At 62.5% G+C, this 13,654-nt stretch carries 16 protein-coding genes; 10 read left to right on the top strand and 6 right to left on the bottom strand.

From position 1 onward, the window contains the following. Positions 1-168: 168 nt before the first annotated feature. Together ACEN93_RS19835 and ACEN93_RS19830 are read right to left on the bottom strand one after the other, a co-directional pair. A complete protein-coding gene (locus ACEN93_RS19835) occupies positions 169-474 on the bottom strand; it encodes a PsiF family protein (RefSeq protein ID WP_011332224.1) in 306 nt (101 codons plus the stop codon). A gap of 63 nt (positions 475-537) precedes the next feature. Then, positions 538-1,332 carry an AraC family transcriptional regulator gene (locus ACEN93_RS19830; RefSeq protein ID WP_074689660.1) on the bottom strand — a complete coding sequence of 265 codons (795 nt, stop codon included), beginning with the start codon at positions 1,330-1,332 and terminating at the stop codon, positions 538-540. A 98-nt stretch (positions 1,333-1,430) separates the two neighbouring features. On the opposite strand from ACEN93_RS19830, the gene ACEN93_RS19825 reads away from it, so the two are divergent. Continuing rightward, positions 1,431-2,324, top strand: a complete 894-nt coding sequence (locus tag ACEN93_RS19825; protein ID WP_074689659.1) for a DMT family transporter — start codon at positions 1,431-1,433, stop codon at positions 2,322-2,324. Here the strand turns inward: ACEN93_RS19825 and ACEN93_RS19820 are convergent. From ACEN93_RS19820 to ACEN93_RS19810, 3 genes are all read right to left on the bottom strand, one after another. Beyond that, positions 2,321-3,211, bottom strand: a complete 891-nt coding sequence (locus ACEN93_RS19820; RefSeq protein ID WP_085611041.1) for an esterase/lipase family protein — start codon at positions 3,209-3,211, stop codon at positions 2,321-2,323. The genes ACEN93_RS19825 and ACEN93_RS19820 overlap by 4 nt on opposite strands. 91 nt (positions 3,212-3,302) lie before the next feature. Next, on the bottom strand, positions 3,303-3,608 hold the full coding sequence (locus ACEN93_RS19815; RefSeq protein ID WP_011332220.1) for a DMT family transporter: 306 nt from the start codon (positions 3,606-3,608) through the stop codon (positions 3,303-3,305). Next, positions 3,609-4,247: an FMN-dependent NADH-azoreductase gene (locus tag ACEN93_RS19810; RefSeq protein WP_103386766.1), complete on the bottom strand. Its 639-nt coding sequence runs from the start codon at positions 4,245-4,247 to the stop codon at positions 3,609-3,611. A 119-nt stretch (positions 4,248-4,366) separates the two neighbouring features. On the opposite strand from ACEN93_RS19810, the gene ACEN93_RS19805 reads away from it, so the two are divergent. Together ACEN93_RS19805 and ACEN93_RS19800 are read left to right on the top strand one after the other, a co-directional pair. Beyond that, on the top strand, positions 4,367-5,269 hold the full coding sequence (locus tag ACEN93_RS19805) for a LysR substrate-binding domain-containing protein (RefSeq protein WP_495610411.1): 903 nt from the start codon (positions 4,367-4,369) through the stop codon (positions 5,267-5,269). A 98-nt stretch (positions 5,270-5,367) separates the two neighbouring features. Then, positions 5,368-5,898, top strand: a complete 531-nt coding sequence (locus ACEN93_RS19800; protein WP_039766721.1) for a ferritin-like domain-containing protein — start codon at positions 5,368-5,370, stop codon at positions 5,896-5,898. A gap of 136 nt (positions 5,899-6,034) precedes the next feature. Here ACEN93_RS19800 and ACEN93_RS19795 read toward each other — a convergent pair whose 3' ends face one another. Continuing rightward, complete coding sequence (locus tag ACEN93_RS19795; protein ID WP_074689654.1) at positions 6,035-8,110, bottom strand: AsmA family protein; 2,076 nt, start codon at positions 8,108-8,110, stop codon at positions 6,035-6,037. Between the two features lie 381 nt (positions 8,111-8,491). Here ACEN93_RS19795 and ACEN93_RS19790 point away from each other — a divergent pair, with 381 nt between their 5' ends. The 7 genes from ACEN93_RS19790 to ACEN93_RS19760 all read left to right on the top strand — a co-directional run bounded on the left by ACEN93_RS19790 (position 8,492) and on the right by ACEN93_RS19760 (position 13,642). Then, a complete protein-coding gene (locus tag ACEN93_RS19790; protein WP_039766719.1) occupies positions 8,492-8,998 on the top strand; it encodes a hypothetical protein in 507 nt (168 codons plus the stop codon). 171 nt (positions 8,999-9,169) lie between these two features. After that, positions 9,170-9,802 (top strand): TetR family transcriptional regulator, encoded by a 633-nt coding sequence (locus tag ACEN93_RS19785; protein ID WP_039766718.1) that lies wholly within the window; start codon positions 9,170-9,172, stop codon positions 9,800-9,802. A gap of 203 nt (positions 9,803-10,005) precedes the next feature. Next, positions 10,006-10,506 carry an urease accessory protein UreE gene (ureE, locus tag ACEN93_RS19780; protein WP_007950631.1) on the top strand — a complete coding sequence of 167 codons (501 nt, stop codon included), beginning with the start codon at positions 10,006-10,008 and terminating at the stop codon, positions 10,504-10,506. Further along, complete coding sequence (locus ACEN93_RS19775; RefSeq protein ID WP_039766717.1) at positions 10,503-11,177, top strand: urease accessory protein UreF; 675 nt, start codon at positions 10,503-10,505, stop codon at positions 11,175-11,177. The genes ureE and ACEN93_RS19775 overlap by 4 nt, the downstream gene beginning before the upstream one ends. Positions 11,178-11,199: 22 nt before the next feature. Further along, a complete protein-coding gene (gene ureG / locus ACEN93_RS19770; protein ID WP_007950645.1) occupies positions 11,200-11,814 on the top strand; it encodes an urease accessory protein UreG in 615 nt (204 codons plus the stop codon). A gap of 27 nt (positions 11,815-11,841) precedes the next feature. Beyond that, positions 11,842-12,414, top strand: coding sequence for a HupE/UreJ family protein (locus tag ACEN93_RS19765; RefSeq protein ID WP_074689651.1), 573 nt, complete (start codon positions 11,842-11,844; stop codon positions 12,412-12,414). 100 nt (positions 12,415-12,514) lie between these two features. Further along, positions 12,515-13,642, top strand: coding sequence for an AGE family epimerase/isomerase (locus ACEN93_RS19760; RefSeq protein ID WP_495610410.1), 1,128 nt, complete (start codon positions 12,515-12,517; stop codon positions 13,640-13,642). Positions 13,643-13,654 lie beyond the last annotated feature (12 nt).

Below are 13,654 nucleotides of genomic sequence, written 5' to 3'. Positions count from 1 at the left end.
TAGAGAACTCCCGTAACCTGAAAGACCTGGTCGATTCCGGATTCAGCGCCGCACGTTCAGGTCGGCGCAAAAACCAGCCAATCGGTCCCCTCTCCCTCTGGGAGAGGGTTAGGGTGAGGGCCTGGATCCCAAGCCGGACACATCGGCCAGTCACCACTCAAACCCGCTTTATTTTTTCTTCAGACAATCACTCATGAACGTCTTGCGCGCATCACCCGTCAGCGCCTTGGTGGCCGCATCGGCGTTGCAGGTTTTCATTTTCTGTTGCTGCGGGGTCAGGGCCTTGGCGTCGTTGGCCGCTGGGGCTGCCTTGAGGCAGGTGCTCATGAAGGCTTTGCGCTCGTCGCCCTTGAGGCTCTTGGCCGTGGCGTCGGCGTTGCAGGTGGTCATCTTGTTCTGTTGCGCCGTGGCGGCGAAACCCTGGGAGCACAGCAGCAGACCGATCATCAACAAAGGGACACGCAACATCTTCATGGAGTTTTCTCCTTGGCGCCGCCTCGATGGAGGTGGCCTCTGCTGGAGTGTAGTCAAAGCTTGTTACACCTTCCTGGCCTCAAGATGGCTGCGCCGATACTGCTCCGGGGTACATCCGGCCTGCCGGGCAAACATGGCGATGAAGGCCGAGCCGCTGCTGTAGCCGAGATCGAAAGCGATTTCCTGCACGCTGCGCGCAGACTCCAGCGCCTCGATGGCCGCGAGATAACGCAGCCGCTGACGCCATTCGCCGAAACTCATCCCCAGCTCCCGCACGAATTGCCGAGCCAGGGTGCGCTCACTGACATGCACCTGCGCCGCCCAGTGCGCCAGCGGCTGATTGTTGCCGGGCTCGGCCTGCAGGGTTTCGAGAATGGTCAGCAAACCGGGGCTGCTGGCGTAAGGCAAATAGCATTGGTGCACCGGCGCCTGGCGCAGTTGATCCACCAACACCTGGGCCAGGCGCTGGTCGGCTTCGAACGCGGGGATCTTCACATCACGGGCGGCGAAGTCCTTGAGGATCGCCTTGAGAATGTCGCTGATCGCGAGAGTGCAGGCCTGCGCCGGCAAATCGGAACAGACCTCCGGCGCCAGGCACACCGCCCGATAATTGACCGGCTGATGACTGTAGAAACTGTGCTCGACCTGCGGCGGCACCCACACCGCGTACTGCGGCGGCGACATGAAGCGGCTGCCATCGACATCCATATGCAGCACGCCGTGGGCCGCGTATTCCAACGTGCCCCACGGATGGCGATGCGGCGCGGCGTATTCGTGGGCATTGAAATCGGCATAGCGGAAATACACTGCCGACGGCAGTTCGCTGAAATCCAGCAGATCGATGTGTTTACTGTTCATGCTGTCCGGAATCAGGGGCGGGTTGTCCGGTTCGCAGTATAGGCCTGCATCCAGACAGGGGATAATCGCCGTTCATCAACGTACTGGTTTCTCCTCCCATGCAATACGCGTTTCCCCTGCTGGCGATTTTCATCTGGGCCGGCAACACCGTGATCAACAAGCTCGCGGTCGGTGCGATCTTTCCCGCCGAGATCGGCTTTTACCGCTGGCTGCTCGCCGGCCTGCTGTTTACCCCGTTCATGCTCAAGAAGGTGATCGCGCACTGGCCGCAGATCCGCCCGAATCTGGGCAAGATTTTCATCCTCGGCGTGCTCGGCATGGCGGTCTATCAGAGCCTGGCCTACTTCGCCGCGACCCTGACCAGCGCCACCAACATGGGCATCATCCTGTCCCTGATGCCGCTGATGTCGCTGGCCATGGCGATCATCAGCCTCGGCCAGCGCCTGACCGCCGGTGCGCTGGTCGGTGCGGTGCTGTCGTTCGCCGGTGTGCTGGTGGTGGTGTCGTCCGGCAGCCTCGGCGCGTTGCTGCAACACGGGGTGAACCTGGGTGACGCGATGATGCTGGTCGCCACCCTCGCCTACGCGATCTATAGCACCCTGCTGAAAAAGTGGCAGCTGCGCCTGCCGCCGCTGGTGTTGCTGTATTTGCAGGTGCTGGTGGCGGTGGTGGTGCTGTTTCCGCTGTACGCCGTGTCGCCGAAAACCGGCCTGACCTTGCAGAACATTCCGCTGGTGCTGTACGCGTGCCTGCTGGCCTCGATGCTCGCGCCGCTGGCCTGGATGCAGGCCGTGCAGCGCCTGGGGCCGAGCCGGACCACGCTGTTCTTTAACCTGCTGCCGTTGATCACCGCGCTGATTGCTGCGGTGGTATTGAAGGAACAACTGGCGATGTATCACCTGGTCGGTGGTTTGCTGACGCTGGGCGGGGTGATTCTTTCCGAGCGTTGGACCACCGTCCTCGGTCGCTCCCGCACTCCAAGCGCAGCCTAGACTCCTGCGGCTTTCAACCGTGCCGCATGCTCGACAAACAGCCGCACCGGATCCGCGCCTTTGCCGACCAGTCCCAGTGACTGGTTGACGATGTCGAAGTGATCCATCGGGTAGTCATCGCCGATGACCGTGCCCAGGTGCGAGCTGTAGCGTCCGACCATGCCGTCGCACTGCCCCGGCTCGCGCACGAAGGTTTTGGCGAACAACCGGCAACTGCGGTTGGTGCCGTCGAACAGGTTGCCACCGCGATCGGTCTTGCCCGGCTGCAACGTGCCGGACCACGAGTAATAACGCACCCCGTTGACCTCTTCCGGCCCGTGCCCGCCCCAGGTTTGCGGCAGGCCCTGTGGATAACGCTGGTTGAACAGCGCCACGCCTTCGGTGGTCAGCGAGTTGTGCGAGGCGTGGATATCCACCGGCAGTTTCGGCCCGTGGTAGCCGGTTTCCAGCAGCGCCATCAGCCAGCCGACAAAACGCAACAGTGCCTCGAGGATTCGGCCCTTGGCGCTGTCCGCCGGATAATGTTTCGCCAGATAGTCGGCCAGTTCCGAACCGTGATTGGGGCCGGCCACCGACGTCACCGACGCCACCAGATCCGGACGCTTGGCCGCCGCGTAACGCGCCGTCAGCGAGCCCTGGCTATGGCCGAACAGATTGACCTTGGCCGCGCCGGTCTCACGCAGGATTTCATCGATGCGCGCCAGCAACTGCTCGCCGCGCACTTCGGTGGAATTGAGCGGCGACACCTGCACCGCAATCACCGTCGCCCCACCCCGGCGCAACGCTTTGATGATCCCGTACCAGTAGGGGTACAGCACCAGACGGATGAAACCGAGCATTCCCGGCACCAGCACCAGTGGGTAACGTGTGGCCGAATCTTGCGACATGGGCAAACATCCTTGTGGTCGGTGAGTGGATGCAGGGCGTGCAAAACGCCCGCCAAGCATCCTCCTCGATGATGACAACTCCACGACCAGCCTACTTCAGCCCCACCACCCCCGCCACAATCAGCCCCACCGACAGTAACTTCACCAGCGTCAAGCTCTCGCCCAGCAGGGCGAAACCGAGAAACACCGTGCCGAGCGAGCCGATGGCGGTCCAGATCGGGTAGGCGATGCTCACCGGCAACTCGCGCATCGCCAGGGTCAGGAAGTACACCCCGCCCACCGCCGCGACCACAGTGATCAGCGATGGCCAGAGCCGGGTGAAACCCTCGGCGTACTTCATGCCCATGGCGAAGGTGACCTCAAACCCGGCCGCAATCAGCAGAAACAGCCAGGCCACCTAGAACTCCCGGGCCAGGTCGAGCAGGCGCTGCTCGGCCTCGGCCACCGACACCGCGAAGGTGCGCTCGGCGGATTCCTCGCCCTCGGCGGCGACCACCGTGACATCGTTGATGCCGATGAAGCCCAGCGCGGTGCGCAGCCATGGATCGGCGTGGTTCAGCGCCTCCAGCTCTCCGCCCGGGCCGAAACCGAAACCGCCGCGACTGGTGACGATCAGCGCCTTCTTACCGTGCAACAGCGGCGTGTACTGGGCGATGCCGTTGTCCAGGGTGTGGTCGAACGTCAGGCCCAACCGCACGATCTGATCGACCCAGGCCTTGAGGCCGCTGGGTACGTTGAAGTTGTACATCGGCGTGGAAATCAGCAGCAGGTCGTGATCGAACAGCTCGCCCACCAGTTGATCGCTGAGCGCCAGATCGGCTTGCATCGTCAGCGGCCGAGCCTCGGGTTCCGGGTAGAACGCCGCCGCGACAAACGCTTCATTCACCGCCGGAATCAATGCCCGCCCGACTTCACGGCGGGTAACCTGCGCCTGTGGATGACGAACTTGCCAGGCGCTGAGAAAGGTTTCTGCCAGACGCCGCGAATGAGAACGCTCACCGCGTGGGCTGGCATGGATCGCAAGAATCTTGCTCATCTGAATCTCCTTGGGACTAGACTTGAGTGACGGTGTGGCGCCAGATTGCAGGCATCACCTCATCGCCTCAAATGAGCAAAAATCAGTCGGGATGAATTGATTTCATCCGTGGAGTTTCCATGTTTGCTGCCTTGCCCCTGACCGCCCTGCGCGCGTTCGAATCCGCCTCGCGCCTGTTGAGTTTCAAGGCGGCCGCCGAAGAACTGGCGGTGACGCCGACGGCGATTTCCCACCAGATCCGCGCGCTGGAGGACTGGCTCGGCGTGGCGCTGTTCGAACGCCTGCCGCGTCAGGTGCGCCTGACCGAGGGCGGCGAGCGGCTGTTTCGCAGCCTGCACGGCGCGTTTCTGGAAGTGGCGCAAAGCGTCGACACCCTGCGCCCACAACGCAGCGGCAGCAGCCTGACGCTGTCGACCACCGCCGCGTTTGCTGCGCTGTGGCTGGTGCCGCGACTGGGGCGGTTTTACGCCAGGCACCCGAACATCAATGTGCGCCTGGATACGCATTGCGAAGTGATCGATCTGCATCAGGACGCCAGTGTCGACCTGGTATTGCGCTACAGCCTCGACGATTACCCGAACCTCTACGGGTTGTGCCTGTTCGATGAATCGTTCGGCGTGTACGGCTCGCCGGAACAGGTGGCGCTGGCCGCCCGTCGCACCCCGGCGCTGATCAGCGTGCATTGGCACAATTCGAAGCTCTACGCTCACGGCTGGGAGGCGTGGTGCGCGCAGTCGGGCGAGAACTGGTTGAATCAGCAACCGGCCGTCCGCGAATACGACGAAGAACATTACGCCCTGCAAGCGGCCATTGCCGGACAGGGGCTGGTGCTGGCGAGCAATATTCTGGTGTCGCAGAGCGTCGCCAGTGGTCTGCTGGTGCCGTACAAGGGTGAAGTGCAGGTGGATGGCGCCGGTTACAGCGCACTTTGCGTACCGGGCCGTGAACGGCATCCACCGGTGAAGGCGTTTTTTGCCTGGCTGCGCGAGGAGGCATTGCTTTCGGGACATGCCCCGCGCTGAATCCGACAAAACTTTTTGCCGCGTTCATCACTCACAACCTGGTAACGATCACGTCAGCAGAACGTGACGCCAATCGGATTAGCCTCCAGGAGACTGAAATGAGTGATCTGCATTTGTCTGATGTTCAAACCCTGCGCGAGCGCGCACGTCAGCACGTGGAAAACGGCGCGGTGACCGAAAGCTACAGCGCCAACCGTGAAGAAGTGCTGCGCCTGCTCAACGAGTCGCTGGCCACTGAACTGGTCTGCGTCTTGCGCTACAAGCGCCACTACTTCATGGCCAACGGCCTGAAAGCCAACGTCGCCGCCAACGAGTTCCTGGAACATGCCACCCAGGAAGCCGAACACGCCGACCGTCTCGCCGAACGCATCGTGCAACTGGGCGGCGAGCCCGAGTTCAACCCGGACTTGCTGTCGAAGATGTCCCACGCGCAATACGTGGCCGGCAACACCTTGAAGGAAATGGTCTACGAGGACCTGGTGGCCGAGCGGATCGCCATCGACAGCTACCGCGAGATCATCCAGTACATCGGTGAAAAGGACCCGACCACCCGCCGGATCTTCGAAGACATCCTGGCTCAGGAAGAAGAGCATGCCGATGACATGGCGGACATCCTGAAAGACCTCTAATCCCCGCTACCCCCGCTGACCGATCGTTCCCACGCTCTGCGTGGGAATGCATCCCGGGACGCTCCGCGTCCCAAGAGCGTCCATGGCGGCGTTCCCACGCAGACGGTTCGACATGGGAACGATCGGGTTGCTGCGATTACTTGGTGGGTTTGACGGTCACCGGCGCCTTGCCCGCCTTCATCTGCTCCAGCAACGGCGCGCACTGATTCGGCTCGCCACCGCTCGGCGCCACCAGCGCCAACAGCCCCGCCGCCGGCGCGGCGATCACGCCCAACGCCACCATCCCCGCCCCGCGCAACATCAACGGCACCGCTTTCACCCCGGCATCCGGCTTGATGAACTTGCCACGCACGTACAGTGGCGAGCGCAGGGAAATCAGACGCCAGCCCTTGGATTCCGGCGTCACCGTCAGGTCCAGTTGCTCGGTGGCCATGTTCGCCGTGCCATCGATGTAGATGATTGCGTTCTCGGTATCGAACACAAACAGCCGCGTGCTCGCCAGGCCAGTCTTGATGTCGAAGTCCGCCGCCGCGCAGTTGATCTTCACTTCCTTGTCGCCAAAGATCTTGCCGACCACGTAGTTGCCGACGTTCAGGCCTGCCAGCTCCATCAACTCGCGACTGATCGCGCCGTCGTTGATCAGCATCTTCAGGTTGCCGTTGGCACCGCCCAACAGCTTCGCCACCGAGTTGCCGCGACCGGCAATGTCGGCATCGCCGTTGAGTTCACCGAAACTGGTCTTCATCGGTTCGAAGGTCGGGAACAGCTGTTTGAGCTTGAACTTGCGCGCGGTCAATTTGGCCCGGCCTTCCAGTGGCTCGGTACGACCGTTGAGACGAATCTGCGCGTCGAGATTGCCGCCGGCCACGCCGAAGCGCAGTGGCTCCAGACTCAGTTCGCCGTCGTTGAGTTTCAGGTGGGTATAGAGGTCGGTGAACGGCAGTTCTTCGCTGTGGACGATGCGTTTGCCGGTGAATTCGACGTCGGCGTCCATGTCGCGCCAGCGCTCGGTCTTGAATTCTTCCACCGGCAACACCTTGTCCGCCGGCTGTTTGCTCTCGCCGCCACGGGCCTTCTGCTTGGCATTGGAGTCGGCACCGATCAGCGGCGCGAGGTCAGCGAACAGCAATTGATTGGACAGCAGCGCGCCACTCAGCTTCGGCCGTGGCTGGCTGGCGACGTAAGCCAGATCGCCATGGATGTCGCTGCTACCGATCTTGCCGTTGAACTGTTCGTAGCGGAACTGCGCGCCGCCCGGCTCATGCAGCTTGGCGATCAAATGGCCGTCGGTGGCATAAGGCGGGGTGTCCGGCAGGGTTACGCCGGTCAGCGGATACAGATTGCCGAGGCTGGCGCCCGCCAGTTTCAGGCGCAGGTCGAGGGCGCCGAGATTCAGCGGATCGGTCAGGGTGCCGGCGAGTTCGACGCTGGTATCGCCGATCTTCACCTGGGCCTGCAACGGGAACGGTTTGCTCGCGTCCTGCAGCGCCAGCAGACCGCCGATCTTGCCCTGGCCGGCAAGTTTCTGGCCGTGGTACTGGCCGGTGACTTTCAGGCCGAAGGCGTAATCCTGCGGTGCCCCGCCCTTGTCCTGTGCGGTTTTCGCGGCTTTGTCACCGACGATATCGCTGAACGGAATCGGCTTGCCCAGCGGATCGATCAGCAAGTCGAGGTTGGTCCTGAGGGTCTGGTCATCCAGGGTGACGTGGCCCTTGTCGAAACCGATGGCGCCGATGTCGACCACCCAGTTCGAGGGCTCGGCGTTCGGGTCCTTGGGATCGAACTTGAAGGTCCAGTTGGCGCGACCGTCGGCCAGGCGCTGCAATTGTGCGTTCGGCTCAGTCAGGTCGATCCGCGGGATCGTCACCCGTTGCGCCAGCAAGGCCAGCGGTGAAATGCGCAGCTCGACCCGTTTGAGGGTGACCATCTGCGGCTGCTTCGACCAGTCCGGATTGCCCAGCGTCAGGTCTTCGGCCACTACATGCGGCCACGGCACCCAGGCGCGCCAGCCGCCCTCGTCGATTTCGCGCCGCCAGACCACCGACAGGTTGCCGTTGATGGCGAACGGTCGGTGCAATTCTTCCGAGACTTTGGCATTGAGCGGCGGCTTGATCCGGTTCCAGTCGAAAAACACGATGACCAACACCAGCACCGCCAGAAGCAGCACAAGGGTGGCGAAGGTCCAGGCGAAGATTTTACGGGTGCGCGTCATGCACAAAGCTCCTGAAGACGACTGCATCCATTGGCACGACGCAGCTGAAACGGCAGGCCATGATGGCCCTCATGAAATCTGTGACTGACAAACAGCCCGCAGGTTTAATCCAAAGCCCCAGCGAGGGGAAAAAACGGTCGCCATTCTGACCGATCGGTTGATTTGGCGTTACCGGCCCCGCACATTTGCGGGGCGCAAGTGGGTGGAAAATACCCACCGCAGTGCAAAACCGCCCGCCTGAAACGCCCGAGCTAGAGCCTCCCAATGGAACAATCAATTCTGTTGATTATTACCATTGTGTTTATGAACTTTTATATCGACTTATCGAGAGTAGCATTAGCTTCGTACCCACTTTATCGCCCTCCCAAGGAGCAACCCATCATGAAACGCCAACTTCTGTTCAGTCTTACCCTCTCGATGCTGGCCAGCACCGCTTTCGCTCTGCCAGCTGCCGATCAAGCGACTCCGCAAGTCAAAACCAGCCACTCGGTGTTCAGCCAGACCGTTGCTGCTGATGGCTCCGACCGCACTCCACAAGGCCAGACCCTGGCTGAAAACGGTCGTAACCGTCTGGAAGAAAAAGGCCTGGTTCAAGATGGCTATGACAAAACCCCACAAGGTCAAACCGTAGCTGAAGGCGGCCGCGATCGTCTGGAAGAGAAAGGTCTGGTTCAAGACGGTTCGGATCGCACTCCACAAGGTCAAACCCTGGCATCTGACGGCGGCGACCGTACCCCACAAGGTCAGACTCTGGCTTCTGACGGCGGCGACCGCACTCCCCAAGGCCAGACCCTGGCATCGGACGGTGGTGACCGCACTCCACAAGGTCAAACTCTGGCCGAAGGTGGTGGTGACCGTGTGATCGAACGCAACAGCGCTTTGAGCTAAGCCCATGGCGGCCTGGAAAAAAAGCCCAATCCCCGGATTGGGCTTTTGACTTTTCAGCAGCCTGTATAAAGAAGTCGCGATTTCCCGCTTTCATCCCCCCTGCCGTTCGACGCCGACAAAGCCGATTTGCTAGAGTGCGGCGCTTGTCTTGCCTAAGAACACTCCCTTGCGATGCTGCCCCGCGCCGAACAGAAACAACAGACCCGCAACGCCCTGATGGACGCTGCCCGCCACCTGATGGAAAGCGGCCGAGGATTCGGCAGCCTGAGCCTGCGTGAAGTGACGAAAACCGCCGGCATCGTGCCCACCGGTTTCTACCGGCATTTCGCCGACATGGACGAACTCGGCCTGGTGCTGGTCAGTGAAGTCGGCCAGACCTTCCGCGAAACCATCCGCCTGGTACGCCACAACGAATTTGTCATGGGCGGCATCATCGATGCGTCGGTGCGAATCTTTCTCGATGTGGTCAGCGCCAACCGTTCGCAATTCCTGTTTCTGGCCCGCGAGCAGTACGGCGGATCGCTGCCGGTGCGTCAGGCCATCGGCCGCTTGCGTGAAGACATCAGCTCCGACCTGGCGGCGGACCTGGCCCTGATGCCCAAGCTTCAGCATCTGAATCGCGATGGCCTGAGCGTGATGGCCGACCTGATCGTCAAATCGGTGTTCGCCACCCTGCCGGACATCATCGACCCGCCGGCCGAAGCCCTGCCGGAGCATCTGACGCCCCAGGCGAAGATCACCCAGCAGTTGCGCTTTATCTTCATCGGGCTGAAGCACTGGCAAGGGCTCGGCAGTACCGAGTGAGAAAGCAAAAAATCGCAGCCTTGAGCTGCGATTTTTTTGCGCCGCAAATTGGTGCATGTAAAAAACTTCATGCACCAAAACATCTCACAATCCTGCAACATCTTGAAACATCCACTAGGCTCCGACAGGGTTTTCCTACGCTTCGTCCGATTGGCAAGCCCCTTGCTCTAGCCTGAGCATTGTCCATTGCTGGAAGCTTTCCGATGCTGGTGATTCATCGCAGAATCGACCCTCAACCCGTCTGGGCCGCCGAGTTGCACCTGACCTTCGAAGCCAGGAGCAAAAGCCGCCTGCGCTGTTTCAGTGCCGAAGGCGAGGACGTCGGACTGTTTCTGGAGCGCGGTCAGCCGCCGCTGTATGACGGCGAGTGCCTGCAAGCCGAAGATGGCCGGATCGTCCGGGTCTGCGCCCGCCCCGAACAATTGCTGCACGTCACCTGCGCCAATGCTTTCGAACTGACCCGCGCCGCCTATCACCTGGGCAACCGCCATGTTGCGCTGCAAGTCGGTGACGGCTGGCTGCGGCTGCTTGACGATTACGTGCTCAAGGCGATGCTCGAACAGCTCGGCGCCGCCGTGGAATCGATCGAGGCCCCGTTCCAGCCGGAACACGGCGCCTACGGCGGCGGCCATCACCATTCGCGGCACGGTGACGAAGACTTCAACTACGCGCCGAAACTCCATCAGTTCGGCGTCCGTCTGTGAACCCGGCCTGGGCGCTGCTGCGCCTGGCCAGTCCGCAATTGCCGATTGGCGGCTACAGCTATTCCCAGGGCCTGGAAATGGCTGTGGATAACGGCCGCGTCGACAGCCCGGACAGCGCCCGCCGCTGGATCAGCGATCAATTGCTGCTCAACCTCGCGCGGTTCGAGGCGCCCATGTTGCTCGCCCATTGCCAGGCCGCCGCGGACGAACACTGGGATGAATTGCGCAAGCTCTGCGAGAGCCATCGCGCCAGCCGCGAAACCCGCGAACTGCATCTGGAGAGCCGGCAGATGGGCTACTCGTTGCAGCAATTGCTCAACGGCTTGCCCGAACTCGATCAGCCCGCGCGGGACTTTCTCGAACATTGCGCCGAGCCGCACCTGGCCCTGTGCTGGGCCTTGGCGGCTCGCGCCTGGCAGATCAGCCCGCAGGACGCCCTCGCCGCGTGGCTGTGGAGCTGGCTGGAAAACCAGCTCGCGGTGCTGATGAAAACCTTGCCGCTGGGCCAGCAAGCCGCCCAGCGCCTGACCAGCGAACTGCTGCCGCTGCTGCAACAGGCGCAGCAGGACGCCACCCGAATCAACCCCGAACACCTCGGCAGCGCCGCGTTCGGTCTGTCCCTGGCGTGCATGGCCCATGAGCGCCAGTACAGCCGCCTGTTCCGTTCCTAGGGCCTTTTATCTGGAGAATCACATGAACACACAACCCCTGCGCGTCGGCATCGGCGGCCCGGTCGGTTCCGGCAAGACCGCGTTGACCCTGGCCCTGTGCCTGGCCCTGCGCGAGCGCTACAACCTGGCTGTAGTCACGAACGACATCTATACCCGCGAAGACGCCGACTTTCTGGTGCGCAACGAAGCCCTGGCGCCGGAACGCATCATCGGCGTGGAAACCGGCGGCTGCCCGCACACGGCGATCCGCGAAGACGCTTCGATCAACCTCGAAGCGGTGGATCAACTGAACCGCCGCTTTCCCGGGCTGGACCTGATTCTGGTGGAGTCCGGCGGCGACAACCTTTCCGCAACCTTCAGCCCGGAACTGTCCGACCTGACCATCTACGTGATCGACGTTTCCGCCGGCGACAAGCTGCCGCGCAAGGGCGGGCCCGGCATTTGCAAATCCGACCTGCTGGTGATCAACAAGATCGACCTTGCGCCGCTGGTCGGCGCCTCGCTGGAGATGATGAACAGCGACACCCAACGCATGCGCAACGGCAAGCCGTTCGTGTTCAGCAACCAGAAAACCGGTCAGGGCCTGGAAGACATCATCGCCTTCATCGAACGCCAGGGCCTGCTGACCGCAGCCTGATTCACTGATCAACAAGGAAGCTTATCCATGACACTCAAACGCATTCTCGGCGCTGTCGCGCTGCTGCTGACTCCGGCCCTGGCCTTCGCCCACCCTGGCCACGGCGACTCTGGCCTGGTGGCCGGCATCAGCCACCCGATCGGCGGTCTCGACCATTTGCTGGCAATGCTGGCCGTCGGCCTGTGGGCCGCGCAGCAGCAAGGCGCCGCACGCTGGGCGCTGCCGTGCACCTTTGTCGGCACCATGCTGATCGGCGGCCTGCTCGGTTTTGAAGGACTGGAATTGCCGGCGCTGGAAAGCGGGATTGCCGCCTCGGTGCTGGCGCTGGGTCTGGCGGTGGCATTGGCGGTGCGTCCGCCGCTGGTGATGGCGGTGGCGGCGACGGCGCTGTTTGCGTTGTTCCACGGCGTGGCCCACGGCCTCGAGTTGCCGGACATGTCGAGCCCTTGGGCGTATGCCGCCGGTTTCGTGGTCGCGACCGCGGCGCTGCACGCAGCGGGTTATGCGGTCGTGCGTTTTCTGCCTCAGGCGGCCGCGCCGCTGGTTCGACTGGCCGGAGCCGCTTCGGCGGTGACGGGCGCGTGGTTGTTGGCCGGCTGAACTGCACCTCTGATCGTTCCCGCGCATGGCGCGGGAACGATCGATCGCCACTCTCTGCTACCATGTCGCGCAATCGCCCCTGCCGTGACGACGTCCGCCCATGCCCCACGCTTCCCGCTCCACCTCCCTGCCTGAACTGACCGCCCTGTTCGGCGAAGTGCAACAGCACTTTCTGAACGTGATCGTGCCCCTCTGGCAAGGACCGGGCTGGAACGCCGACATGGCGTTGCCTTACGAGGCGCTGGACGGCGCACATCAGCCGCTGCCACCGCAGCGCTATCGGGCCATGGCCTGCGCACGGCAGCTGTACCTGTTTTCCAGCCTGATCGGGGTTGTGGATAACGCCGAAGTCCGCGCGGCTGCACTGTTCCGTTCCCTGCAACGGCACTTCCACGATGCCGAGCACGGCGGCTGGTTCTACAGCATCGATCCACAGGGCAAACCGCTGGATCAGCGCAAGGACCTCTACACCCACGCCTTCATCCTGTTTGCCTGCGCCCACTACTGGGAAAAATCCCGCGAGCCCCTGGTCGAATCGACCCTGAACGCCGCGCTGGAAGTCATCGGCCGACGCTTCGCCACCGGTGACGGCCTCTACGAAGCCTGCCTCGACCGCGACTGGATCACGCTGGAAACCGGCCCGCTGCAAAACCCGCTGATGCACTTGGCCGAGGCCTTCCTGGCCACGCTGGCCGTGCGCGAAGATCCCCAGACCCAGCAGGCGCTGAGCGAGTTATGCACAGCCATGCACAAGCACTTCATCGAACCGCAACAGGGCGTACTGATGGAAAAACCGCTGGGGGCTGTGGATAACTGGTTTGAGCCGGGGCATCAGTTCGAATGGTATTTCCTGCTCGAATCCTCACCGCTGCTGCGCGGGTCGAAGCTGCACGCGGCAGTGGATCGTGCGTTTGCCTTCACCGAACAACAGGGCGTCGAGGCCGACACCGGTGCGGTGCTGGCCATGCTTGATCCGCAAGGACACGGGAAGGATTCGACCCAGCGCATCTGGGCCCAGGCCGAGTACCTGCGCGCCCTGACCTTGCGTCCGGGCAGTGAAAGCGCGGTGCTGCGCCAGTTGCAGGCGCTGCAACAGCGCTTCCTGCACGCCGGCGGCTGGCACGAATGCCGTGACGATCAGGGCGAGGTCAGCCGCAAGGACATGCCGTCGACTACGCCGTATCACCTGGCGACCTGCTATCGCGGCATTGCCGACTATCTGAGCTGACATCCGTGGCGA

The sequence above is a fragment of the Pseudomonas sp. Pseusp21 genome (assembly GCF_059492145.1).
Note: the sequence above shows the minus strand (reverse complement) of the source record. Positions and strands in the feature narration are given on the sequence as shown.

What these genes read in the sequence shown, in the direction of transcription:
- ACEN93_RS19820 (WP_085611041.1), bottom strand. Translation starts at nt 3,211, where the DNA reads ATGTCGCAAGATTCGGCCACACGTTACCCACTGGTGCTGGTGCCGGGA.
- ACEN93_RS19825 (WP_074689659.1), top strand. Translation starts at nt 1,431, where the DNA reads ATGCAATACGCGTTTCCCCTGCTGGCGATTTTCATCTGGGCCGGCAAC.
- ACEN93_RS19800 (WP_039766721.1), top strand. Translation starts at nt 5,368, where the DNA reads ATGAGTGATCTGCATTTGTCTGATGTTCAAACCCTGCGCGAGCGCGCA.
- ACEN93_RS19790 (WP_039766719.1), top strand. Translation starts at nt 8,492, where the DNA reads ATGAAACGCCAACTTCTGTTCAGTCTTACCCTCTCGATGCTGGCCAGC.
- ACEN93_RS19835 (WP_011332224.1), bottom strand. Translation starts at nt 474, where the DNA reads ATGAAGATGTTGCGTGTCCCTTTGTTGATGATCGGTCTGCTGCTGTGC.
- ACEN93_RS19810 (WP_103386766.1), bottom strand. Translation starts at nt 4,247, where the DNA reads ATGAGCAAGATTCTTGCGATCCATGCCAGCCCACGCGGTGAGCGTTCT.
- ACEN93_RS19795 (WP_074689654.1), bottom strand. Translation starts at nt 8,110, where the DNA reads ATGACGCGCACCCGTAAAATCTTCGCCTGGACCTTCGCCACCCTTGTG.
- ACEN93_RS19830 (WP_074689660.1), bottom strand. Translation starts at nt 1,332, where the DNA reads ATGAACAGTAAACACATCGATCTGCTGGATTTCAGCGAACTGCCGTCG.
- ACEN93_RS19765 (WP_074689651.1), top strand. Translation starts at nt 11,842, where the DNA reads ATGACACTCAAACGCATTCTCGGCGCTGTCGCGCTGCTGCTGACTCCG.
- ACEN93_RS19805 (WP_495610411.1), top strand. Translation starts at nt 4,367, where the DNA reads ATGTTTGCTGCCTTGCCCCTGACCGCCCTGCGCGCGTTCGAATCCGCC.
- ACEN93_RS19785 (WP_039766718.1), top strand. Translation starts at nt 9,170, where the DNA reads ATGCTGCCCCGCGCCGAACAGAAACAACAGACCCGCAACGCCCTGATG.
- ureE (WP_007950631.1), top strand. Translation starts at nt 10,006, where the DNA reads ATGCTGGTGATTCATCGCAGAATCGACCCTCAACCCGTCTGGGCCGCC.
- ureG (WP_007950645.1), top strand. Translation starts at nt 11,200, where the DNA reads ATGAACACACAACCCCTGCGCGTCGGCATCGGCGGCCCGGTCGGTTCC.
- ACEN93_RS19760 (WP_495610410.1), top strand. Translation starts at nt 12,515, where the DNA reads ATGCCCCACGCTTCCCGCTCCACCTCCCTGCCTGAACTGACCGCCCTG.